The organism is Agrobacterium sp. RC10-4-1 (assembly GCF_014138475.1).
GTDB classification, from domain to species: domain Bacteria; phylum Pseudomonadota; class Alphaproteobacteria; order Rhizobiales; family Rhizobiaceae; genus Agrobacterium; species Agrobacterium pusense.
In genome coordinates this window covers 540,998-563,385 of sequence record NZ_JACJIT010000003.1, presented here as the reverse complement: position 1 = coordinate 563,385, position 22,388 = coordinate 540,998, and the positions used below count along the sequence as shown (strand labels likewise).

21 protein-coding genes and 1 tRNA gene are annotated in these 22,388 nt (G+C 58.6%); 11 read left to right on the top strand and 11 right to left on the bottom strand.

All coding sequences use genetic code 11. The features are described from left to right. Positions 1-56: 56 nt before the first annotated feature. Entirely contained in the window at positions 57-1,958 is a 1,902-nt protein-coding gene (dnaK, locus tag FHW77_RS11330; protein ID WP_004439158.1) for a molecular chaperone DnaK, read from the bottom strand. A 307-nt stretch (positions 1,959-2,265) separates the two neighbouring features. Then, positions 2,266-2,355: transfer RNA gene (locus FHW77_RS11325), tRNA-Ser, on the bottom strand. Between the two features lie 220 nt (positions 2,356-2,575). Here FHW77_RS11325 and FHW77_RS11320 point away from each other — a divergent pair. The 10 genes from FHW77_RS11320 (at position 2,576) to deoA (ending at position 11,801) form a co-directional block, all read left to right on the top strand. Next, positions 2,576-2,893 (top strand): hypothetical protein, encoded by a 318-nt coding sequence (locus FHW77_RS11320; RefSeq protein WP_004439161.1) that lies wholly within the window; start codon positions 2,576-2,578, stop codon positions 2,891-2,893. Positions 2,894-2,956: 63 nt separating this feature from the next. Continuing rightward, entirely contained in the window at positions 2,957-3,607 is a 651-nt protein-coding gene (gene msrA, locus FHW77_RS11315; protein ID WP_004439163.1) for a peptide-methionine (S)-S-oxide reductase MsrA, read from the top strand. A 214-nt stretch (positions 3,608-3,821) separates the two neighbouring features. Next, a complete protein-coding gene (locus tag FHW77_RS11310) occupies positions 3,822-4,814 on the top strand; it encodes a BMP family lipoprotein (protein ID WP_004439166.1) in 993 nt (330 codons plus the stop codon). 82 nt (positions 4,815-4,896) lie between these two features. After that, positions 4,897-6,402 carry an ABC transporter ATP-binding protein gene (locus FHW77_RS11305; RefSeq protein ID WP_034496172.1) on the top strand — a complete coding sequence of 502 codons (1,506 nt, stop codon included), beginning with the start codon at positions 4,897-4,899 and terminating at the stop codon, positions 6,400-6,402. 7 nt (positions 6,403-6,409) lie between these two features. Beyond that, positions 6,410-7,513, top strand: a complete 1,104-nt coding sequence (locus FHW77_RS11300; RefSeq protein ID WP_004439171.1) for an ABC transporter permease — start codon at positions 6,410-6,412, stop codon at positions 7,511-7,513. Between the two features lie 6 nt (positions 7,514-7,519). Beyond that, on the top strand, positions 7,520-8,491 hold the full coding sequence (locus tag FHW77_RS11295; protein ID WP_004439173.1) for an ABC transporter permease: 972 nt from the start codon (positions 7,520-7,522) through the stop codon (positions 8,489-8,491). A 4-nt stretch (positions 8,492-8,495) separates the two neighbouring features. After that, positions 8,496-8,912: a cytidine deaminase gene (locus FHW77_RS11290; protein WP_004439175.1), complete on the top strand. Its 417-nt coding sequence runs from the start codon at positions 8,496-8,498 to the stop codon at positions 8,910-8,912. Next, positions 8,912-9,712, top strand: coding sequence for a purine-nucleoside phosphorylase (locus FHW77_RS11285; RefSeq protein WP_004439177.1), 801 nt, complete (start codon positions 8,912-8,914; stop codon positions 9,710-9,712). Before FHW77_RS11290 ends, FHW77_RS11285 begins: the two co-directional genes overlap by 1 nt. Positions 9,713-9,714: 2 nt before the next feature. Continuing rightward, a complete protein-coding gene (deoC, locus tag FHW77_RS11280) occupies positions 9,715-10,488 on the top strand; it encodes a deoxyribose-phosphate aldolase (RefSeq protein WP_004439179.1) in 774 nt (257 codons plus the stop codon). Further along, positions 10,485-11,801 carry a thymidine phosphorylase gene (gene deoA, locus FHW77_RS11275; protein WP_004439181.1) on the top strand — a complete coding sequence of 439 codons (1,317 nt, stop codon included), beginning with the start codon at positions 10,485-10,487 and terminating at the stop codon, positions 11,799-11,801. Before deoC ends, deoA begins: the two co-directional genes overlap by 4 nt. Here deoA and FHW77_RS11270 read toward each other — a convergent pair. From FHW77_RS11270 to cyoA, 9 genes are all read right to left on the bottom strand, one after another. Then, the gene (locus FHW77_RS11270) at positions 11,794-12,315 is read right to left on the bottom strand and encodes a TIGR02281 family clan AA aspartic protease (protein WP_004439183.1); all 522 of its coding nucleotides are present in this window, start codon (positions 12,313-12,315) and stop codon (positions 11,794-11,796) included. The genes deoA and FHW77_RS11270 overlap by 8 nt on opposite strands. Before the next feature lie 131 nt (positions 12,316-12,446). Beyond that, positions 12,447-13,076: a uracil phosphoribosyltransferase gene (upp, locus tag FHW77_RS11265; RefSeq protein ID WP_004439188.1), complete on the bottom strand. Its 630-nt coding sequence runs from the start codon at positions 13,074-13,076 to the stop codon at positions 12,447-12,449. Positions 13,077-13,171: 95 nt separating this feature from the next. Beyond that, positions 13,172-14,149, bottom strand: a complete 978-nt coding sequence (locus FHW77_RS11260; RefSeq protein WP_004439190.1) for an adenosine deaminase — start codon at positions 14,147-14,149, stop codon at positions 13,172-13,174. Beyond that, positions 14,146-15,366, bottom strand: a complete 1,221-nt coding sequence (locus FHW77_RS11255) for a phosphopentomutase (RefSeq protein ID WP_004439192.1) — start codon at positions 15,364-15,366, stop codon at positions 14,146-14,148. Before FHW77_RS11255 ends, FHW77_RS11260 begins: the two co-directional genes overlap by 4 nt. A 113-nt stretch (positions 15,367-15,479) precedes the next feature. Beyond that, positions 15,480-16,241 (bottom strand): SURF1 family protein, encoded by a 762-nt coding sequence (locus tag FHW77_RS11250; protein WP_004439194.1) that lies wholly within the window; start codon positions 16,239-16,241, stop codon positions 15,480-15,482. Between the two features lie 173 nt (positions 16,242-16,414). Next, positions 16,415-16,810, bottom strand: a complete 396-nt coding sequence (gene cyoD / locus FHW77_RS11245) for a cytochrome o ubiquinol oxidase subunit IV (RefSeq protein WP_004439196.1) — start codon at positions 16,808-16,810, stop codon at positions 16,415-16,417. Then, the gene (gene cyoC / locus FHW77_RS11240) at positions 16,810-17,436 is read right to left on the bottom strand and encodes a cytochrome o ubiquinol oxidase subunit III (RefSeq protein ID WP_004439198.1); all 627 of its coding nucleotides are present in this window, start codon (positions 17,434-17,436) and stop codon (positions 16,810-16,812) included. The genes cyoD and cyoC overlap by 1 nt, the downstream gene beginning before the upstream one ends. A 6-nt stretch (positions 17,437-17,442) precedes the next feature. Beyond that, positions 17,443-19,446: a cytochrome o ubiquinol oxidase subunit I gene (gene cyoB, locus FHW77_RS11235; protein WP_004439200.1), complete on the bottom strand. Its 2,004-nt coding sequence runs from the start codon at positions 19,444-19,446 to the stop codon at positions 17,443-17,445. 72 nt (positions 19,447-19,518) lie between these two features. Next, the gene (cyoA, locus tag FHW77_RS11230) at positions 19,519-20,592 is read right to left on the bottom strand and encodes a ubiquinol oxidase subunit II (RefSeq protein WP_034496355.1); all 1,074 of its coding nucleotides are present in this window, start codon (positions 20,590-20,592) and stop codon (positions 19,519-19,521) included. Positions 20,593-20,898: 306 nt separating this feature from the next. Here cyoA and FHW77_RS11225 point away from each other — a divergent pair, with 306 nt between their 5' ends. After that, positions 20,899-22,227 (top strand): MFS transporter, encoded by a 1,329-nt coding sequence (locus FHW77_RS11225; RefSeq protein ID WP_004439203.1) that lies wholly within the window; start codon positions 20,899-20,901, stop codon positions 22,225-22,227. Positions 22,228-22,388: the final 161 nt, after the last annotated feature.

Sequence of the window (22,388 nt, the reverse complement as noted above, 5' to 3'; positions counted from 1 at the left end):
TGCACGCGGCAGCCGGATGTCTTGCATAAATTGTCAGGAGACGGAAAGTCGCGCGATTATGCGGACTTCTTGTCGTCCTTGATTTCTTCGTAGTCAGCGTCGACGACGTCATCCTTGCCGCCTTCGGAAGCATCGCCAGCCTCGGCCTGCTGCGCTTCATAGATGGCCTGACCGAGCTTCATGGAGACTTCCATGAGGGTCTGGGTCTTCGCCTGGATGTCGTCGGCGTCAGGCTCGGAAGCCTCAACCGCGGTCTTCAGGGTGGCAATGGCGTCTTCGATCGCCTTGCGGTCGGTTTCGGAAACCTTGTCACCATATTCCTTCACCGACTTCTCGGTGGAATGGATGAGGCTTTCAGCCTGGTTCTTGGCTTCCACGCCCGCACGACGCTTCTTGTCGGCCTCAGCGTTGGCTTCGGCGTCCTTGACCATCTTTTCGATGTCGGCGTCAGAAAGGCCACCGGAGGCCTGGATGCGGATCTGCTGTTCCTTGCCGGTGCCCTTGTCCTTGGCCGAAACCTGCACGATACCGTTGGCATCGATATCGAAGGTAACTTCGATCTGCGGAACACCACGCGGTGCCGGCGGCAGGCCAACGAGGTCGAACTGACCAAGCAGCTTGTTGTCCTGCGCCATTTCGCGCTCACCCTGCGAGACGCGGATGGTCACGGCCGACTGGTTGTCTTCGGCGGTCGAGAAGGTCTGGCTCTTCTTCGTCGGGATCGTCGTGTTGCGATCGATCAGACGCGTGAAGACGCCACCCAGCGTTTCGATGCCGAGCGACAGCGGGGTCACGTCGAGCAGCAGAACGTCCTTGACGTCGCCCTGCAGAACGCCGGCCTGAATGGCCGCGCCCATGGCAACAACTTCATCAGGGTTCACGCCCTTATGCGGCTCCTTGCCGAACAGCTGCTTGACGACTTCCTGCACCTTCGGCATGCGGCTCATGCCACCGACGAGAACGACTTCGTCGATCTCGGAAGCGGAGACGCCGGCGTCCTTGAGCGCTGCCTTGCAAGGTGCAACGGTGCGCTGCACGAGGTCGTCGACCAGGCTTTCGAACTTCGCACGGGTCAGCTTCAGCGTCAGGTGCTTCGGACCGGAAGCGTCAGCCGTGATGAACGGCAGGTTGATTTCGGTCTGCTGCGAGGACGACAGTTCGATCTTCGCCTTTTCAGCAGCTTCCTTGAGGCGCTGCAGAGCGAGCTTGTCGTTCTTCAGATCGATGCCCTGATCCTTCTTGAACTCGCCGGCCAGATACTCGACCAGACGCATGTCGAAGTCTTCACCGCCAAGGAAGGTATCGCCGTTGGTGGACTTCACTTCGAAGACGCCGTCGCCGATTTCCAGAACGGAAATATCGAAGGTGCCGCCGCCAAGGTCATAAACGGCGATCGTCTTGCCGTCCTTCTTGTCGAGGCCGTAAGCGAGTGCTGCCGCGGTCGGCTCGTTGATGATGCGCAGAACATCAAGGCCCGCGATGCGGCCGGCATCCTTGGTTGCCTGGCGCTGCGCGTCGTTGAAGTACGCCGGAACGGTGATGACGGCCTTCTCGACCTTTTCACCGAGATAGGCTTCAGCGGTTTCCTTCATCTTCTGCAGGATCATCGCGGAAATCTGCGAAGGGGAATAATTCTTGTCCTGCGCCTTCACCCAGGCGTCGCCATTGTCGCCCTTGACGATCTCGAAGGGAACAAGAGCCTTGTCCTTCTCGACGGTCGGGTCTTCATAACGGCGGCCGATCAGGCGCTTTACCGCAAACAGGGTGTTAGTCGGATTGGTGACCGCCTGGCGCTTGGCCGGCTGGCCGACAAGGCGTTCGCCATCGTCGGAAAATGCCACCATGGACGGCGTGGTACGTGCGCCTTCCGCGTTTTCAATAACTTTCGTGTCCTTGCCATCCATCACTGCGACGCAGGAGTTGGTTGTGCCAAGGTCGATACCGATTACTTTTGCCATGCTCTTCTCTCCTTGAAGCGCGCTGTCTGAACCCCGTGAGGCATTCCTTTGACAGCACCTTGACTTGGATTTGCAGCCTTCGCTGCTGTTATGCGGCGTATATAAGGAGCGATTTTTGCGGCTGCAAGGCGCAAGAGCAGGGGAAAGGCAGCAAAAAAGCGCCGGAAACTCTTTCTTTGCAGATGCATAGCCATCAAGGCTTGCGTAAGCCGAAAAACGCGACTTTGACGCTATGCTGCGCAGTCGTCCGGCGCCGCAGGCACAAGGACTTCCGGGATGCCATTATAATGGTTTGAAGTGGGCGAAATGGCGGACAGGGTGGGATTCGAACCCACGGTACGCTTTCACGCACACACGCGTTCCAGGCGTGCGCCTTAAACCACTCGGCCACCTGTCCTTTTTCAAGTCTGCATGTCATGAAGAATGCAAATCACTGGAACGGCGCGATATATACCGATGAATTCGCAGGGATCAACACGAATCTGACAGTTTTTTGAATTGTCGGCAATTTCATGCCTTTCGATGCGATTGCAATCGCGTTTTCCGGCCTTTATCCATGCAGGAAATGTTTCAAAATGTGGCTGCCGTAAGCGGCAGACCGTGAGCGAGGTATCCCAATGAAAGCTTTTTTGCGGTTTTTGAGCTTTCTTTTCCTCGCCGCAGCGATTTTTCTGGGTGTGCTCGATTCGATCCGCTCTGTTTCCACGTCATCAGTCACCATCACCGGCATATTGTCAGTCTGGAACTATCTTCTTCCTGCTTCGCGAACCATGGTGGAAGCGTCTCTGGCTCACTATATTCACCCTGAAGCGTGGCGCTTCATAGAAAATGCCCTGTCGGCACTGCCTGCATTTGCCTTTTTCCTCGCTCTGTCCCTCCTCTGCTGGATGGCCGGTTACAGAAAATACAAGGCGACGAGACGTTTGTCGGTCTGACGGGGCTGGCGCCCGCGGATGTGAACCGTGAGAAGCGGCGGAACTGGCCGCATGGAGGACCGAATGTTCCTGTTCGATACGCTTTCTAAAAAAACGACGATGCCGACCGAAGAGACGGCGTTGCCTGGCCGTGAAGAGGCTCTCGTTGTGCCGGAACTTCACTTCGTCAACGGCAGACCTCTGAAGGGGCCTTATCCGGATGGCTTCGAGACCATCTATCTCGGCATGGGTTGCTTCTGGGGCGCGGAGCGGTTGTTCTGGAAGACGCCCGGCGTTTGGGTGACGGCGGTCGGTTATGCCGGCGGCTTTACCCGCAATCCGACCTATCAGGAAACGACGACGGGTCAGACGGGCCATGCCGAGGTTGTCAAGGTTGTCTACGATCCGGCGACGATCTCGCTCGGGGCGCTCTTGAAGATATTTTTCGAGGAGCACGATCCCACTCAAGGCATGCGGCAGGGCAACGACGTCGGCACGACCTATCGTTCCGCCATTTATGCGACAACGGAAGGGCAGCTGCAGCAGGCGCAGAAAGCTCGAGACGCATTTCAGCAGGCTCTGGAAGAGGCTGGCCATGCCGGCGCCATCACCACCGAGATCGGGCCGCTTGAAACGTTTTATTATGCTGAGGACTATCACCAGCAATATCTTGCCAAGAACCCGGGCGGCTATTGCGGCCTCAGGGGAACCGGCGTAAGCTGTAATATCGACTAGTTTTTTTGCAGTTCTGCCCGGTGGAAAGACTAAAAAATCGTCAGATCAAAGTTTTTCCACCGGGTCAAAAAAACCGGATGAATTTTTCATTGAGCCATGCAAGGATATGAGGCAAGCACAGCCGGTATAACGGCTGGCGGTTCCGCAGACATTCCCGGGAAACGGGATTGCGGGAGGACCCTTAAAATATCAATTGCAACAACAGGGCTGCACAATGAAAAAATCCCTTCTGACGCTTTTTGCGCTTGCCGCAATGTCGGCTTCCGCGCTCGCCGCGGATATCAAGCCTGCGCTGGTCTATGGCACGGGCGGCAAGTTCGACAAGTCGTTCAACGAGGCCGCTGCGGCCGGCGCTGAAAAGTTCAAGGCGGAAACGGGCATCGAATTCCGCGACTTCGAACCGACCAGCGACACGCAGGGCGAACAGGCCATCCGCAACTTCGCCAGCAAGGGTTTCAACCCTGTCGTCGCCGTATCCTTCGCCTGGACGTCGGCCATGGAAAAGGTTGCCGCCGAGTTCCCCGACACCAAGTTCGTCATCGTCGATTCCGTCGTTGAACTGCCGAACGTCCGCTCGGTCGTCTACAAGGAGCACGAAGGTTCTTACCTCGTCGGTCTGCTGGCCGGCATGGCTTCCAAGACCGGCAAGGTCGGGTTTATCGGCGGCATGGACATTCCGCTGATCCGCAAGTTCGCCTGTGGTTACGCTCAAGGCGCCAAGGCTGCCAACGACAAGATCGAAGTCTTCCAGAACATGACCGGCACCACCGGCGCTGCCTGGAACGACCCTGTGCGCGGCGGCGAGCTTACCAAAAACCAGATCGATCAGGGCGCGGACGTGATTTACGCGGCAGCCGGTGCGACCGGTATCGGCGTGCTCCAGACTGCCGCCGACAACAAGAAATTCTCGATCGGCGTCGATTCCAATCAGAACCACCTGCATCCCGGTTCGGTTCTGACCTCGATGGTCAAGCGCGTCGATCTGGCCGTTTACAACGCCTATAAGGACGCCAAGGATGACAAGTTCACGCCTGGCATCGTCGCTCTCGGCGTCAAGGAAGACGGCGTTGCCTACGCGCTCGATGATAACAACAAGGCGCTCATCACGCCTGAAATGACTGCTGCCGTGGACAAGGCCAAAGCCGACATCATCTCCGGCGCCGTCAAGGTCCATGATTACATGGCGGACAATTCCTGCCCGAAATGATATGATATGTGGCTGGGGCGCGTGATGTTTTTCATCTTGCGCCCTTTTCATATCCAGCCTTCGGAGAGGTTTCGGTTTGAATATGGACCCTGCAATCGAACTCGTGGGCATCGACAAGAAATTCGGTGCCGTACACGCCAACAAGAACATCAATCTGACAATTGCCAGGGGTACGATCCACGGCATCATCGGGGAAAACGGTGCCGGAAAGTCGACTTTGATGTCGATCCTCTACGGTTTTTACCAGGCGGATGCCGGTGAAATCCGGGTGAACGGCACGCCGGTTTCGATCCGCGACAGTCAGGCCGCCATCAATGCCGGTATCGGCATGGTGCATCAGCACTTCATGCTGGTCGAAAATTTTACTGTGCTGGAAAATGTCATGCTGGGCGCAGAAGGCGGTGCGCTGCTGGCCAACGGCCGGGCTGGTGCACGCAGGGAGCTGAAGCGCCTGGAAGACGATTATGGACTGGAAGTCGATCCCGATGCGGTGATCGAGGAATTGCCAGTCGGCCTCCAGCAGCGCGTCGAAATTCTGAAAGCCATGTATCGTGGCGCGGAAATCCTGATCCTTGACGAGCCGACCGGCGTTCTGACGCCGGCAGAGGCCGATCACCTGTTCAAGATCCTCGGCGTGCTGCGTGATCAGGGCAAGACAGTCATTCTCATCACCCATAAGCTGCGCGAGATCATGGCGATCACGGACTCCGTCTCCGTCATGCGTCGTGGCGAGATGGTGGCGACCCGGAAAACCTCCGAGACGAGCGTCGAGGAGCTGGCCGAACTGATGGTCGGCAGACGGGTGCTGCTGCGGGTGGAGAAGGGCGAAACGACGCCGGGCGACGTTCTTCTGTCGATCCGCAATCTCACCGTCAAGGATAGCCGCGGCGTCACCATGGTCGATGACGTTTCGCTGGATGTCCGAGCAGGTGAAATCGTCGGTATAGCCGGTGTCGCAGGCAACGGCCAGTCGGAGCTGCTGGAAGCCATCGCTGGCATCCGAAAGCCCTATTCCGGCGAAATCTGGGTGGACGGAAAGAAGGTGGATCGCCCCGATCCCGCAATTTTACGCAGGCTTGGCCTCGCCCACATCCCGGAAGACCGCCATCACATGGGGCTGGTGCTGAAATTCGAGGAATATGAAAACTCCATCCTTGGTTATCATCACGACGAACGTTACGGCAAAGGGCCGTTCCTCAACCCCGAGGCCATTCGCAGGGATGCGGTCGAGAAGATCGAGAAATACGATATCCGCCCGCCAAACCCGCAGCTGAAGACCGCCAACTTTTCCGGCGGCAACCAGCAGAAGATCGTTGTCGCCCGTGAAATCGAGCGTGACCCCAAGATGTTGATAATCGGCCAGCCGACACGCGGCGTGGATATCGGCGCGATCGAATTCATTCATCGCCGCATCATCGAAATGCGCGATGCTGGCAAGGCGATTTTGCTGGTTTCCGTCGAACTCGATGAAATCCGGTCGCTGTCGGACAGGATCATGGTCATGTTCGCAGGCCGGGTCGTCGGAGAAAAAACGGCGGAAGCCGAAGAACAGACGCTGGGCCTGATGATGGCCGGCATCGCCGCATGAGGCATGAATGAGCACCGCTTCCGTACCGCTGCCAAACTGGATTACTTACGGCCTCCTGCCGTTTCTCAATGTCGTTACCGCCTTTCTGATTTCCGGCCTCGTTGTCTGGTCCATCGGTGAAAACCCGCTTGCGGCGCTGCGCCTGCTGATCGAAGGGGCGCTCGGCCGTGGTGATGCCATCGGCTTCACGCTGTTTTATACGACGAGTTTCATCTTCACCGGCCTCTCCGTCGCCGTCGCCTTCCATGCCGGGCTCTTCAATATCGGCTCCGAAGGTCAGGCCTATGTCGGTGGCCTTGGCGCGGCGCTGGTGGCGCTGGCGCTCGATCGTTATGTGCCATGGTACGTGACGATGCCCTTCGCCGTCATCGGCGCTGCTGTTTTTGGCGCCGCCTGGGCCTTCATTCCGGCCTGGCTGCAGGCAAAACGCGGCAGTCACGTGGTCATCACCACCATCATGTTCAACTTCATTGCTGCGGCCTTGATGGTTTACCTGCTGGTGAACGTGCTGATCGTGCCCGGCAAGATGGCGCCGGAAACCCGCACTTTTCTGCCGGGCGGCCAATTGCCGAAACTCGACTGGCTGATGGCCCTCTTCGGCCTGAAGCTTGGTCCGGCGCCGTTTAACGTCTCCTTCCTGATAGCGTTGGTGATGTGTTTTCTGGTGTGGGTGCTCATCTGGCGCACCAAGCTCGGTTATGAAATGCGCACGCTCGGCATCAGCCCCTCCGCCGCCATTTATGCCGGTATTCCCTATGCACGCACCGTCATCATCGCCATGCTCATCTCTGGCGGTCTGGCGGGCATGATGGCGCTGAACCCGGTTATGGGCGCGTCGGCCCGTCTGCAGGTGGAATTCGTCGCCGGTGCGGGCTTCGTCGGCATCGCCGTGTCGCTGATGGGCCGAAGCCATCCGCTCGGCATCATCTTTGCGGCATTGCTGTTCGGCATTCTCTATCAGGGCGGCGCAGACCTTTCCTTCGAGATGCCCAACATTACCCGCGAGATGATCGTGGTCATTCAGGGTCTTGTGATCCTTTTCGCCGGCGCGCTGGAATATATGTACCGGCCTGCAATCGTCCGCATTTACCAGCGTCTGGCAAAGGGGTGAGCTGACATGGATTTCTTCGATATGCTGGTCAGTATTCTGGGCTCGACCGTTCGTCTCACCATTCCGCTTCTCTTTACCGCACTGGCCGGGCTCTTTTCCGAGCGGGCCGGCGTGTTCGATATCGGCCTTGAGGGCAAGATGCTGGCAGCGGCCTTCGCTTCCGCCTGCGTTGCCTATATCACGGCGAACCCCTGGGCTGGCCTCTTGGCCGGTATTGCCGTCTCGATCCTGTTCTCGCTGATCCACGGCTTTGCTGTCATCACCAATCGCGGCAACCAGATCGTGTCGGGCGTGGCGTTGAACTTCATTGCCGCCGGCCTGACCGTGGTACTGGGACAGGCCTGGTTCGGCCAGGGCGGACGCACACCGCAGCTTCCGGGCGAGGGGCGTTTTGCCCCGATCATACTGCCCGGCGCTGATGCCATGCGCGAGGTTCCCTTCATCGGCCCGCTCTATGCAAACGTCATTTCCGGCAACAACATCCTCACCTATCTTGCCTTCCTGGCGGTGCCGCTGTCCTGGTGGGTGCTTTACCGAACGCGTTTCGGCCTGCGCCTGCGCGCGGTCGGTGAAAATCCGGGCGCTGTCGATACGGCTGGTATTTCGGTGACGTGGATGCGCTTCCGCGCTGTCATTGTCGCCGGTTTTCTCTGCGGTTTTTCGGGCGCCTATCTTGCTGTGGCTCAATCCGCTGCCTTCATCGCCAACATGTCGGCGGGCAAGGGCTACATCGCGCTCGCGGCGTTGATCTTTGCGAAATGGAAGCCGGTGCCGGTTATGTTCGCCTGCCTTCTGTTCGGTTTTCTGGATGCTGTCGCGAACTTCATGCAGGGTAAATCCGTGCCTGGCATCGGCGAAGTGCCGGTGCAGATATTCCAGGCCATGCCCTATATTCTGACCTGCATCCTGCTTGCGGGTTTCATCGGCGTTGCCAAGCCCCCGAAGGCCGGTGGCGTTGCTTATGCGAAGGAGCGTTAACCCCATGTCCTCCGACCCGAAATCCGATCCGCAGGCCCATGCCCTGTTTGAGGCGGCAGTAGAGGCCATGGCCTTCGCCCATGCCCCCTATTCAAAATTTCCGGTCGGTGCGGCAATCCGCGCCGAAGACGGCAAGATCTACAAGGGCGCCAATATCGAGAACATCTCCTTCCCGCAGGGCTGGTGCGCAGAACCATCAGCCATCAGCGCCATGATCATGGGCGGGGCGAAAAAGATCAATGAAGTCGCCGTTATCGCCGAGAAGCTGCCGCTCTGCTCTCCTTGTGGCGGCTGCCGCCAGAAGATCGCCGAGTTCGCCACGCCGGAGACAAAGATCTATCTTTGTGACGAAACCGGCGTCCAGAAGGTCATGACCATGGAAGAGCTGCTACCCTCCGTCTTCAAGACCGAGCTGCCCTGATGACCGACGGTTTGATCGACATTCTGGTGGACCGCCTGAACGGCCTCATGCCGCGCGTCGCCATCGTGCTTGGCTCCGGTCTGGGATCGCTGGTGGAAGAGGTGAGCGAGCCGATCCGTATTCCTTGCGCCGAGCTGCCCGGCTTTCCCGCTGGCGGCGTTTCCGGCCATGCGGGCGAACTGGTGGCTGGTTATCTCGGCGGTGAGCCCGTCATGATGCTGTCGGGTCGGGTCCATTTCTACGAAAAGGGTGATCCCGCAGCGATGCGCCCGGTCATCGAAGCGCTCGCCGGCCTGGGCGTGCAGTCGCTCATCCTCACCAATTCGGCGGGCTCGGTCAGGCAGGATATGCCACCCGGCTCCGTCATGCAGATCACCGATCACATCAATTATTCCGGCATGAACCCGCTGATCGGTGAGGAAAGCGACCGCCGCTTCGTCGGCATGACGACGGCTTATGATCCTGATCTTATGCTTGCCATGCGCAATGCCGCCATCCGTGCGACGGTGCCATTGTTCGGCGGTGTCTATATGTGGTTCTCTGGCCCAAGCTTCGAAACACCGGCGGAAATCCGCATGGCGCGGCTGCTGGGGGCGGATGCCGTGGGCATGTCTACCGTGCCGGAAGTCATCCTTGCGCGCTTTTTCGGGATGCGCGTCGCTGCCGCATCGGTTATTACCAATTACGGTGCCGGCATGACCGGCGCGGAACTGAGCCATGAAGAAACCAAGGACATGGCTCCCGTGGGTGGCAAAAGGCTTGCCGCCATTCTGAAGGAAATGATCGCAGGAGGAGCGTGACCATGGAACTCCAGCGTCCGCGCGAAGCGGCTGCCCTCACTTTGTCCTTGCTGGACCTCACCAACCTCAAGGAAGACTGCACGCCACAGCAGATCGCCGCGCTCTGCCAGCGGGCGCATACGGAGTTTGGCAATACGGCCGCCATCTGCATCTGGCCGCGTTTCGTGGCGCAGGCGCGCGCCGCCTTCGGAAAGGATCACACGATCCGCATTGCAACGGTCGTCAATTTTCCGTCGGGTGATCTTGATGTCGCAACCGTGGTCGCGGAAACCGAGGTGGCGATCCGCGACGGTGCGGATGAAATCGATCTTGTCATTCCCTATCGCAAATTCATCGCGGGCGATGAAACCGCGGTTTCCGACATGGTGGCCGCCGTTCGCAAGGCCTGCGCTACACCCGTGCTGCTCAAGGTCATTCTCGAAACCGGCGAGCTGAAGGACAAGGCCCTGATCCGTCGGGCTTCCGAAATTGCCATTGCCGAAGGCGCCGATTTCATCAAGACCTCGACAGGCAAGGTTGCCGTCAACGCCACGCTGGAGGCGGCTGACATCATGTTGCAGGCGATCCGCGACAGCAAACAGAAGGTGGGCTTCAAGCCGGCCGGCGGGATCGGTACCGTGGGGGACGCGACACTTTACCTGCGGCTGGCGGAAACCATCATGGCGCCGAACTGGGCCATGCCTTCGACGTTCCGTTTCGGCGCTTCAGGTCTCCTTGACGACGTGCTGAACGTTCTGGCCGGCGGAGAGCCCGCCAGGACCGCCAGCGGGTATTGAGCTTGATCCCGCAGGAAACCATCCGACGCAAACGCGATGGCCTGGCGCTCTCGCCGCAGGAGATCGCCGCATTCATCGAAGCGCTGTCGAAAGACGGCATCTCGGAAGGGCAGGCGGCGGCTTTTGCCATGGCGGTGTTTTTCCGTGGAATGAATCGGGATGAGATGGTGGCATTGACACTTGCCATGCGTGACAGCGGTGATGTCCTGTCCTGGAGCGATATCGGCAGGCCGGTTGCCGACAAGCACTCGACCGGTGGCGTTGGAGACAATGTCTCTCTGATGCTCGCCCCGATCGTAGCCGCTTGTGGTCTCGCTGTGCCGATGATTTCCGGCCGGGGCCTTGGGCATACCGGCGGCACGCTGGACAAGCTGGAAGCGATTCCCGGTTACAATGTCATGCCGGACGAGGTTCTGTTTCGCCGGGCGGTGAAGACGGTCGGCTGTGCCATCATCGGTCAGACGGGTGACCTCGCCCCCGCTGACAGACGCCTCTATGCCATTCGCGATGTGACCGCGACGGTCGATTCCATACCGCTGATTACGGCTTCTATCCTGTCGAAGAAGCTGGCGGCCGGGCTGCAGACGCTTGTGCTTGATGTCAAGGTCGGCAACGGCGCCTTCATGCAAAGCATTGACGATGCACGAACGCTCGCCCGCGCGCTGGTCGATGTGGCTGTTGGCGCAGGTTTGCCGACAACGGCGCTGATAACAGATATGAACCAGCCGCTTGGCGATGCCGCCGGCAATGCCGTTGAAATCGTCAATTGTCTCGATTTTCTGGCTGGTCGCAAGGCTGGTAGCCGTCTGGAAAACGTGGTTCTGTCTTTCGCGGCGGAAATGCTCGTGCAGGCTCAAAAAACGGCCACACTAGAAGAAGGCGCAGCACTGGCGTCGGCCGCCCTCTCCTCCGGTCGGGCAATGGAAATTTTCGCGCGAATGATTTCGGCATTGGGCGGGCCAACGGATTTCGTTGAAAATCCTTTCCTTTATCTGCCGTCCGCGCCAGTCACTCTTCCGGTCCAGGCCGTGAGCAGCGGCTGGCTGACATCCTGCGCAACGCGCGAACTCGGCATCGCCGTCGTCGGACTTGGCGGCGGCAGACGAAAACCCTCGGACAGGATCAATCCCGCCGTTGGTATTTCGAATATCCTGCCGCTTGGGATGAAGGTGGAAAAGGGAGAACCGATTGCCATTGTCCATGCAGCGTCCGGAGAAGACGCAGCCTACGCCATTAAAGCGATAACGGCCTGCTATGGAATCAGCGACGACGCGCCGGAAGTCGCTGCACCCGTTCTCGAGCGGATCACCTGACCAGCCGCATTTCGCCGCCAGAAACCTTGAACGACGATAATTGCTTCAGGAAGCTCATGCCGACCAGCATGTTGCTCAGTGCATTGTCCTTCAGCACCATGGCGTCGACATTCTGCACGCGGATCGTGCCTATCTCCACCCGGTCGAGCTTCACATAGGCGGCCATGGTCTGACCGTTGGCGGTTGAGATCGCGTATTTGAAATCCAGACTGTTGACGCCGTATCCGAGCCGACGTGCAATCGTCTCATTGATGGCAACCGTTGAAGCACCGGTGTCGATAAGTCCGTCGAATGATTTGCCGTTGATACGAAAGGTGGCGTTGAAGTGGCCGCGGGCGTCAGCTTTCAGATTGACTCCGCCCAACGAAACAGGCTGGGGTTTGGCTGCTTCGGCCACAATTTCGGTTTTTGCTACGCTGCTTTCCGGGCGCGGCTGAAATTTGTCCATCAGAACGGGTATTTGCGTGGCGCCGATGGAAAGGCCAACAAGCAGAAAAATCGCGCGCGCCAGCAAGTCTTCACTCCTCCGAGGGCCGGTTACCCCTGGCAAGAATAGACGCAAAACATGCCGAAATCTTAAAAGAAAAAGCCATCCGCCGCTGATCGGGCGGCGAATGGCGTAAAAGGTTAAGCGATGATGAATGGTTACTTGGTGCCGTACATGCGGTCGCCGGCATCACCGAGGCCGGGGACAATGTAACCCTTCTCGTTCAAATGCCTGTCGATCGCGGCGGTGTAGATCGGCACATCGGGATGTGCCTCACGGAAATTCTTGATGCCTTCGGGGGCTGCCAAAAGACACAGGAAGCGGATGTTCTTCGCACCACGCTCCTTCAGCTTTTCCACGGCGGCGATGGAGGAGTTGCCGGTCGCCAGCATGGGGTCGACAACGATGACCAGACGGGCATCGAGGCTTTCCGGAGCTTTGAAATAATATTCGACGGCCTCGAGCGTATCGTGGTCGCGATAGACGCCGACATGGGCAACGCGCGCCGAAGGCACCAGTTCGAGCATGCCTTCCAGAAGGCCGTTGCCTGCGCGCAGGATGGAGGCGAAAACCAGCTTCTTGCCTTCCAGCACTGGTGCCTGAATGGTCTCGAGCGGCGTATCGATGGTTTCCATCGTCATTTCAAGATCGCGCGTCACTTCATAGCAGAGCAGCGTCGAAATCTCCCTGAGCAGGCGGCGGAAGCCGGCTGTGGAGGTTTCCTTCTTGCGCATGATGGTGAGTTTGTGCCGCACCAGCGGATGTTCGATGACTGTGACGCCGTCCATGAAACTGGCCTTCCTTTTTTCTTGTGCCCCTGTAATTGACCGAAAGTCGGCTTTTCGCAAGCCTTCTTCGTGGTTTTACCCTGCCAACAGCTGCATCAGGCGCCGTCGAGTTTTTTAAGCAGCCTTCCGCGCGTTGCCTCGTCAACGAAGGCACATTCCAGTGCGGTGCGGGTCATGCTGTTTATCTCGCCATCGCTGAAGCCGAACTCGTCGGCGGCCAGCGCATATTCCCGTGCAAGTGATGTAAAGAAGAATGGCGGGTCGTCGGAGTTGATGCAGACCCGCACTCCCGCGTCGCTGAGGGCTCTCAGCGGATGGCTGGCGAAGTCGGGATAGACCTTGAGCGCAATATTGGAGCCGGGGCAGACTTCAAGGACTGTTCCGGTTTCGGCGAGCCGTGCAACGAGACCGGCATTCTCGATTGCCCGCACGCCATGCCCGATGCGGGATGGTTTGACGAGATCGAGTGCATCGGCCACGCTTTCCGGCCCGCAAACCTCGCCGGCATGAATGGTCAATCCAAGGCCGGCATCGCGTGCGATATCGAAGGCGCGCGCATAATCGGCGACGCGGCCCATACGCTCCTCGCCAGCCATGTTGAACCCCGTCACCAGCGGATGTTGGGTGCGCGCCGCATATTCGGCCGCGGCGATCACCCGCTCCGGACCGAAGTGCCGCTCGCCTGTGACGATGATGCGGGTTTCGATACCCGTCTTGTCCCTTGCAATCCGGATGCCTTCGGCAATGCCGGCCAGATAAGCGTCGGCGCCAAGCCCGATGCGGTCGCCATGGTCGGGCGAAATGATCAGTTCGCTATAGATCGTATTGGCTTCTGCGAGTTCGGTCAGATAGGCTTCGGTGAGAACGGCATAATCCTCATCCGTCTTGAACACTTGCGCCACCGCATCATAACAACGGATGAATTCAGCGAAATCCGACCATACATATTGGCCGTCCCGCAGAAAGCTGCTGGTGTCGATTCCGTATTTTTCAGCCTGTTTCGCGACCAGGGCGGGCGGGGCCGCACCTTCGATGTGGCAGTGAATTTCCGCCTTCAGCAAATGCGATGTCAAATGAAGCTCCTGCCGTGAGAACCGGCCTCGATACCTAGATGGTGGGCGATGCTTTCGCCGATATCGGCGTAGCTTGAACGAATGCCGACATCGCGCGAGCGGATGCCCGGGCCGAATGCCATGATCGGTACCCTTTCCCGTGTGTGGTCCGTGCCCCGCCATGTGGGGTCGCAGCCGTGATCGGCGGTCAGAAGAGCGATATCGCCAGGCGCCATCTTGCGGTGGATTTCGGGGATTCGCGCATCGAAAGCCTCAAGGGCGGCGGCGTAACCGGCAACGTCGCGCCGATGGCCATAAAGCATGTCGAAATCGACGAAATTGGTAAAGACGAGATCGCCGTTTTCTGCCTCGTCGATAGCCTGCAGCGTCGCATCCATCAGGGCGGCGTTGCCGTTTGCCTTGATGACGCGTGAAACGCCTTGGTGGGCATAGATATCGCCGATCTTGCCGATGGCGTGCACTTTTCGGCCGGCCTCCACAAGCCGGTCGAGCAGAGTAGGCTCCGGTGGCAGCACGGAAAAATCACGGCGGTTGCCGGTGCGTTCGAAGGTCGCGACCGTTTCGCCGATGAAGGGACGCGCGATGACGCGGCCTATGTTCAGCGGATCGAGCAGCTTGCGTACCGTCTCGCAGAGCGCGATGAGCCGCCCCAGGCCAAAATGCGTTTCGTGCGCGGCAATCTGGAACACGGAATCCGAAGATGTGTAACAGATCGGCTTGCCGCTCCGGATATGTTCTTCGCCGAATCGCGCGATGATCTCGGTGCCGGAAGCATGGCAATTGCCGAGAATGCCCGGAAGATCCGCCTCCTCGCAGATCGCTTTCACCAGTTCCGGCGAAAACGCATCGCCCTCCGTCGGAAAATATCCCCAGTCGAACGTCACCGGCGTTCCCGCGATCTCCCAGTGACCGGACGGAGTGTCCTTGCCCTTCGAAACTTCGCTGGCGCAGCCATGCAGGCCAAAAATGCGTTCCGGCGCCTCCATGCCGGCGGGAATGTCACCACTTGCCTGCCTTGCGATCTCCAGCAGGCCGAGCGAACACATGTTCGGCAGCTTCAGCGGTCCGGACCGTAGTCCCGTTCTGTCAGCTGCACCGGCAGCGCAGAATTCCGCGATGTGACCGAGCGTATTCGCTCCAAGATCGCCATAGTGCTCCGCATCGGGCGCACCGCCGACGCCGAAGGAATCCAGAACGAGAAGAAATGCTCTTGCCATAACTCACCGAAACGAAGCTGCGCCGACGGGCATGTCAGGCCGAACTGTCGTTATAGATCAGCAAAACGTGAAGAAGGAAGGGGTTTTGTGAACCATTCGGTAAAACCGGCCGCTCAATCCTTGCCCTGCTTTGACCTCGGGGCGTTCAGATTGCGCAGCACATACCAGCCCGCCGCGACGACCATGGCCGCGAGAATGTACCAGGTAATGGCGTAGGAGAGATGGTTGTTGGGGAAGGTAAGCATGGTCTTGCCGCCGACCGGCAGACCGCCGGGATTGGGTGCCGCATCGGCATCGACATAAAACGGCGCGACGCCCGAAAGGCCGGAGGCCTGCGATATCTGCGGAATATTGCGGGAGTACCAGCGTCCATTTGTGGGGTCATTGGTGCGGAGGAAAAGCCCGCCTGTCTCGGGGGCACGCATCAGCCCGATGACCTCCGCGCGGCCTGTCGGCTGACCTTCCTGTCGCGATGACGGGTCTCGCCTGTCGGACGGGACAAAGCCGCGATTGACGATGATGCTCGTGCCATCATCTCGTCTCAGCGGTGTCATGATCCAGTAACCCGGGCCGAGATCGGTAACGGTATAGACCTGGACCTCTTTGTCGTTGAGGAAAGTGCCCGAAAGTCTCACACGGCGATATTCGTACTCCGCTGGCTCGCCGAGCGCCGGCCACTGCCCGGCGGCGGGCGCATCGGTGGGCTCCGCGTGCGCACGGGCCTCGACACGCTCAATCAGGTCGAGCTTCCAGGAAAGTCTTTTGACCTGCCAGGTTCCAAGAGCCAGCAGCAGCCCTGTCAGGGCGACGGTCAGAAACAGAACGACGATGGCTGCGGGGCGAATGCCGCGCTTGGGGGGCGTTGTTTTGGTCATGTCACGGTCCTTGAGAAGCATGTCTGGCGGAGGTGTCGTCCACCTGACCGGGCCTCATCGCCCCGAATGCGCTTCTTCCAGCAGATAACCCCATAAATCGCGCCACGATTCATGGGGTTATGTGTTGGCGCGGAAGGCGGCCTGCCGGGCTTCCGGCAGGCCGCAATTTCTGGTTAAGGCAGGTTTTTCACATCTTCGATGTGCAGCGGCATCATGTTCTTGTTCATGTTGTACATGACCCACAGCGAACCGGAGAGCGTGATCAGCAGCACCACGACGGTGAAGATCAGCGCCATGAAGGTCCAGCCGCCTTCCGACTTGGTGTCCATGTGCAGGAAATAAATCATGTGCACGAAGATCTGGATGACGCCGAGGCCCATGATGGCGATGACGAGCAGCGTCTTGTTTTCAAGGACGTCGCCCATGACCAGCCAGAAGGGGATCGCCGTCAGAATGACCGAAAGGATGAAGCCGATCATGTAGCTTTTGAACGTGCCGTGGCTCGCGCCATCATGGTGATGATGGTCGTCGCCATGCGCGTCGTGATGTGCGTGTGCTTCGGAACTCATCAAAGAACTCCCATGAGGTAAACGAAGGAGAAGACGCCGATCCAGATGACGTCGAGGAAGTGCCAGAACATCGACAGGCACATCAGGCGACGCTTGTTCGCCGCGATCAGGCCGTGCTTGGCGATCTGCACCATCAGCGTGACGAGCCAGATGATGCCGAAGGTGACGTGCAAACCGTGCGTGCCGACGAGCGCGAAGAACGACGACAGGAAAGCCGAACGGTGCGGACCGGCTCCTTCTTCGATCAGGTGATGGAACTCGTAAAGTTCGACGGCAAGGAAGGCGAGGCCGAAGAGACCGGTGATTCCGAGCCAGACCAGGGTCGTCTTTACCTTCTGCTTTTCCATTTCCAGCATGGCGAAGCCATAGGTGATGGAGGAGAAAAGCAGGAAGCCGGTGTTGATGGCGACGAGCTTGAGATCGAACAGATCTGCGCCCGAAGGTCCGGCCGCATAGCTGCGGCCGAGGACGGCGTAGGTGGCGAAGAGCACGGCGAAAATCAGGCAGTCGCTCATCAGGTAGAGCCAGAAGCCGATCGAAGTGCCGTTCTCCGGATGATGGTCTTCCTTCAGGTAAAAGACCGGTGGTTCAGCGCCGTCGACGCTTTGTGCAGGTGTATGAGCCATGTTTCGTTACGCCTGTTTCGCGAGCAGCTTGGTACGCTCCGCCTCAACCGTGGAGACGTCGGAGGCTGGAATGTAGTATTCGCGATTGTAGTTGAAGGTATGGGCGATCGAGACCGCGACGATGCCGATGAACGACAGAACGGCCAGCCACCAGATGTGCCACACCAGGGCAAAGCCCAGCACCACGCTGATGGCGCTGATGATGACGCCCGAGCCGGTATTCTTCGGCATGTGGATTGGGATGAAGCCTTCCAGCGGGCGGCTGTAACCGCGCTTCTTCATGTCCGTCCAGGCGTCAACATCATGAATGACGGGTGTGAAGGCGAAATTATACTGCGGCGGCGGAGAAGACGTCGACCATTCCAGCGTGCGGCCATTATAGGGGTCGCCGGTGACGTCACGCAGCTTGTCGCGCTTCAGGAAGCTGACGATGAGCTGGATGACGAAGGAGGCGATGCCGAGCGCGATCAGGAAGGCGCCGAAGGCGGCAATCAGGAACCAGATCTGAAGAGAGTTGTCTTCGAACTGGCTGAGGCGGCGGGTAATGCCCATCAGGCCGAGAATATAGAGCGGCATGAAGGCAAAATAGAAGCCGGTGAACCAGAACCAGAAGGACAGCTTGCCCCAGAACGGATCGAGACGATAGCCGAAGGCCTTCGGGAACCAGTAGACGATGCCGGCGAGAACGCCGAACACCACGCCGCCGATGATCGTGTTGTGGAAGTGGGCGATCAGGAACAGCGAGTTATGCAGCACGAAGTCCGCTGGCGGTACGGCGAGAAGGACGCCGGTCATGCCGCCGATGACGAAGGTGATCATGAAGCCGATCGTCCACAGCATCGGCACGTCGAACTTGATGCGGCCCTTATACATGGTGAAGAGCCAGTTGAAGATCTTCGCACCCGTCGGAATCGAGATGATCATCGTCGTGATGCCGAAGAAGGCATTGACGTTTGCGCCCGAACCCATGGTGAAGAAGTGGTGCAGCCAGACGATATAGGACAGGATGGTGATGACGGCAGTGGCGTAGACCATCGACGCGTAACCGAAGAGGCGCTTGCCCGAGAAGGTGGCGACGATTTCGGAGAAGATACCGAAAGCCGGCAGTACCAGAATATAAACTTCCGGATGGCCCCAGATCCAGATGAGGTTGACATACATCATCGGATTGCCGCCGAGGTCGTTGGTGAAGAAATTCGTACCAGCGTAGCGGTCAAGGGTCAGAAGCGCGAGCGTTGCGGTCAGGATCGGGAAGGATGCCACGATCAGGATGTTCGAACACAGCGACGTCCAGACGAAGATCGGCATACGCATCATGGTCATGCCCGGCGCGCGCATCTTGATGATGGTCACGATCAGGTTGATGCCTGACAGCGTCGTTCCGACACCCGCGATCTGCAAACCCCATATATAATAGTCGACCCCCACTCCCGGGCTTCCGTCGATGCCGGAAAGCGGCGGATAGGCAAGCCAGCCCGTCTGCGCATATTCACCGATGAACAGCGAGATCATGGTGATGACGGCGCCAGCCGTGGTCATCCAGAAGGAGAAATTGTTGAGGAACGGGAATGAAACGTCGCGGGCGCCGATCTGCAGCGGCACGACGAAGTTCATGAGACCGGTGATCATCGGCATGGCCATGAAGAAGATCATGATGACGCCGTGGGCGGTGAATATCTGGTCGTAGTGATGCGGCGGAAGATATCCCTCCGATCCGCCGGAGGCGATGGCCTGCTGCACGCGCATCATGATGGCGTCGGCAAAACCGCGCAGAAGCATGATAAGCGCCAGAATGATGTACATGATACCGATCTTCTTGTGATCGATGCTCGTGAACCATTCATTCCAGAGGTAGCCCCACAGCCTGAAATAGGTGATGGCGCCGACGACGGCGATGCCGCCCAGAGCCACGGCCGCGAAGGTGGCGACAAGAATGGGCTCGTGAAGCGGGATTGACTCCCAGGTTAGCCGTCCGAACAGGAACGACGTTTGATCGGAGTTGACGACCATTTTAGCCTCTTGCGATTCAAAGACGTAAATTCGGCGCGGACAGGCCGCGCCGCAGAATGCCGGGACGTATCGTCAGCCAGCGACTTGTTTGGTTTCCGGCAGCGCCGCAGGTTCGAAAGTCTGGCCTTCGATAGCAGCCGGAGTGGATTGTGGACCGCTGGCGACGCCATAAGGCGCAAGCGGGGTGCAGACGACGGAGTTAAGCGCCTTGGCGATGTCGATGCCTTCCTTGCCGCCGCCGCCATTGGCGTCGATGTGCATCATGTCGCGCATGCAGAGCTTGTTGGGCTCCACGCAACGGTTGAGGATGGCGCTGTAGAGTTCCGGATCGACCGAAGCGAAATATTGCACCGGCTCGCGCTCCGAAGGCTTGGCGAATTCGAGATATTCCTGGCGCCCGAAGCCCTTGCCGCCTTCCTTTGCCTTGGCCACCCACTGGTCGAAGCCCTGCTGGCTGAGGCCGTGGAATTTGAAGCGCATATGCGAGAAGCCGGGGCCGGAGAAGTTGGCCGAGAAGCCGTCATAGACGCCTTCCTTGTTGATCACTGCATGCAGCTTGGTCTGCATGCCGCCCATGGCATAAATCTGGCCGGCCAGTGCTGGAACGAAGAAGGAGTTCATCGCCGTCGTGCCGGTGATCTTGAAATTGATCGGGACATCGACCGGAGCGGCGAATTCATTGACGCTGCCAATGCCGAGTTCAGGGTAGAAGAACAGCCACTTCCAGTCCATGGCCACAACTTCGACGGTGATCGGCTTGATATCGGCGGTGACCTGACGGTTCTCGTCGATGCGTTCCAGCGGCCGATAAGGGTCGAGTCGGTGGGTGGAAATCCAAGTCACGGTACCGAGCATCAGAATGATCGCGACGGGTGCCGACCAGATCACCATCTCAAGGCGCGTGGAATGGTGCCACTCGGGATCGTAATCCTCGGCCTTGGCCGACTCGCGGTACTTCCATGCAAAGAACAGCGTCAGGGCAATGACGGGAACGATGATCAGCAGCATCAAGACCGTGGACGTGATGATAAGATCGCGCTGCTGGATGGCGACGTCGCCCGAGGGATTCATGACAACAAGGTTACAGCCGCTGAGCAGCAGCATTGCCGGAATTGCCAGGAGGGCGGATGGGAGTTTTTTGATCATGCGCACGTTCTTTGAACTCGTACAGTTTGGATTATGCCGCGAATAATTGCCGAACATCATTTTTCAAATGAGGTATATTGTCGCGGTGCAGCGAAATCTTTGCGATGCACCATGTGGCGGTCAAAGCTGCGTTTACAGGCGGAGCGCGTGCATTATCGCATAGGAAGCCCGTGGGGCAAGCCTTTCTTCTCAAACTTCAATTGACGTTACGTAGGGTGCGTGTGACAATCCGTCGCATCGTAACGCAACGGAAGAGGAGCCTGCGCGTTACATGAAATGGTTCGTCCATGACGCAGGAGGAATATTATGAGTTATACGAATGCTGCTCCATCTTTTGGGCAGGCGCCAGAGGCGAACGGACACGGTGCCGGCCCCGTAAAGGTCGATCCGGATCGCATTACGATTGCAGTCATTCTTGCGAGAATGACGGAGTTTTTTGATTTTTTCATTTACGCCATTGCCTCCGCGCTCGTTTTTCCGCATGTCTTCTTCTCTTATGTGGATCCGCTGACGGCCACGCTTTATTCCTTCGCTGTCTTCTCTCTCGCTTTTATCGCAAGGCCGATCGGTTCTCTGATCTTCCTCCAGATCGACCGCAGGTTCGGCCGCGCCGTCAAGCTGATGGCCGCGCTCTTCACGCTCTGCGGTTCCACCATGGCGATCAGCTTCCTTCCATCCTATGCCGAGGCTGGCATGCTGGCTCCCTGCCTGCTGGCGGTTTTCCGTATCGGCCAGGGCCTTGGCCTCGGCGGCGCCTGGGATGGCCTTGTCTCGCTGCTCGCCATGAACGCTCCGCCGAGGCAGCGCGGCTGGTACGCCATGATGCCGCAAATCGGGGCGGCCATGGGTTTTGGCCTCGCCAGCGCCTTCTTCATCGTTTTCGTCACGCAGCTTTCCAGTGCAGAGTTTTTGGCCTGGGGTTGGCGTTTCCCCTTCTTCGTGGCGCTGGCGCTGAACGTGCTTGCGCTCTTTGCCCGCCTTCGCATGATCGTGACGCCGGAATTCCAGGCCATGCTGGAACAGCATGAACTGGAGCCGCGTCCCATGTTCAGAATGCTGCGGTCGCAGTTCCCGGTGGTTGTCACCGGCGCTTTCGTGCCGCTGGCGAGCTTTGCGCTCTTCCATCTCGTCACCGTCTTCCCGCTGAGCTGGGTTTCTCTCAACACCAGCCAGCGCGTGTCGGACTTCCTCTTCGTACAGTTCGTCAGCGCCATCATTGCCGGCGGCATGATTGTCGTTTCGGGCATTCTGGCGGATCGCATAGGGCGGCGGAAACTTCTCGCCATCGCGGCGGTCCTGATTGGTCTCTTCAGCCTTGTGGCCCCCGTTCTCCTCAGTTCCGGTGATATCGGCCGTTATCTTTTCGTGCTGATCGGCTTCTCGCTGCTGGGCCTGTCCTTCGGTCAGGCGGGTGGCGCGCTCGCCTCCCGCTTCAGCCGCGAGTACCGCTACACCGGCGCATCTTTGACCTCGGACATTTCCTGGCTGATCGGTGCCGGCTTCGCGCCGCTCGTGGCGCTCGGATTTTCGTCCAAATTCGGCCTTTTCGCGGTCGGCATCTACCTCATGTCGGGAGCCCTGTGTACCCTTATTGCCCTCTGGTTTAGCCGAACGCTCGAAATGCCGTCTGAGTGATCTGGGCAATTTAAAAAACTCCTGAAGCAGTCACGCCGCGGAATCCTGTCGGATTTCGCGGCGTTTTTGTTTTTTTATTGCGCCGGATCGATTTTAATCTTGACTTTCCTAATCATGAAATATTACGTAAGCAATACTGACATAATTCGGCGTATTTTTGC

Coding starts and splice junctions, on each gene's coding strand:
- FHW77_RS11295 (WP_004439173.1), top strand. CDS start 7,520: ATGGATTTCTTCGATATGCTGGTCAGTATTCTGGGCTCGACCGTTCGT.
- cyoC (WP_004439198.1), bottom strand. CDS start 17,436: ATGGCTCATACACCTGCACAAAGCGTCGACGGCGCTGAACCACCGGTC.
- FHW77_RS11250 (WP_004439194.1), bottom strand. CDS start 16,241: ATGACCAAAACAACGCCCCCCAAGCGCGGCATTCGCCCCGCAGCCATC.
- FHW77_RS11310 (WP_004439166.1), top strand. CDS start 3,822: ATGAAAAAATCCCTTCTGACGCTTTTTGCGCTTGCCGCAATGTCGGCT.
- FHW77_RS11255 (WP_004439192.1), bottom strand. CDS start 15,366: ATGGCAAGAGCATTTCTTCTCGTTCTGGATTCCTTCGGCGTCGGCGGT.
- FHW77_RS11305 (WP_034496172.1), top strand. CDS start 4,897: ATGGACCCTGCAATCGAACTCGTGGGCATCGACAAGAAATTCGGTGCC.
- FHW77_RS11300 (WP_004439171.1), top strand. CDS start 6,410: ATGAGCACCGCTTCCGTACCGCTGCCAAACTGGATTACTTACGGCCTC.
- cyoA (WP_034496355.1), bottom strand. CDS start 20,592: ATGATCAAAAAACTCCCATCCGCCCTCCTGGCAATTCCGGCAATGCTG.
- FHW77_RS11290 (WP_004439175.1), top strand. CDS start 8,496: ATGTCCTCCGACCCGAAATCCGATCCGCAGGCCCATGCCCTGTTTGAG.
- cyoD (WP_004439196.1), bottom strand. CDS start 16,810: ATGAGTTCCGAAGCACACGCACATCACGACGCGCATGGCGACGACCAT.
- FHW77_RS11285 (WP_004439177.1), top strand. CDS start 8,912: ATGACCGACGGTTTGATCGACATTCTGGTGGACCGCCTGAACGGCCTC.
- cyoB (WP_004439200.1), bottom strand. CDS start 19,446: ATGGTCGTCAACTCCGATCAAACGTCGTTCCTGTTCGGACGGCTAACC.
- dnaK (WP_004439158.1), bottom strand. CDS start 1,958: ATGGCAAAAGTAATCGGTATCGACCTTGGCACAACCAACTCCTGCGTC.
- msrA (WP_004439163.1), top strand. CDS start 2,957: ATGTTCCTGTTCGATACGCTTTCTAAAAAAACGACGATGCCGACCGAA.
- FHW77_RS11225 (WP_004439203.1), top strand. CDS start 20,899: ATGAGTTATACGAATGCTGCTCCATCTTTTGGGCAGGCGCCAGAGGCG.
- upp (WP_004439188.1), bottom strand. CDS start 13,076: ATGGACGGCGTCACAGTCATCGAACATCCGCTGGTGCGGCACAAACTC.
- deoC (WP_004439179.1), top strand. CDS start 9,715: ATGGAACTCCAGCGTCCGCGCGAAGCGGCTGCCCTCACTTTGTCCTTG.
- FHW77_RS11320 (WP_004439161.1), top strand. CDS start 2,576: ATGAAAGCTTTTTTGCGGTTTTTGAGCTTTCTTTTCCTCGCCGCAGCG.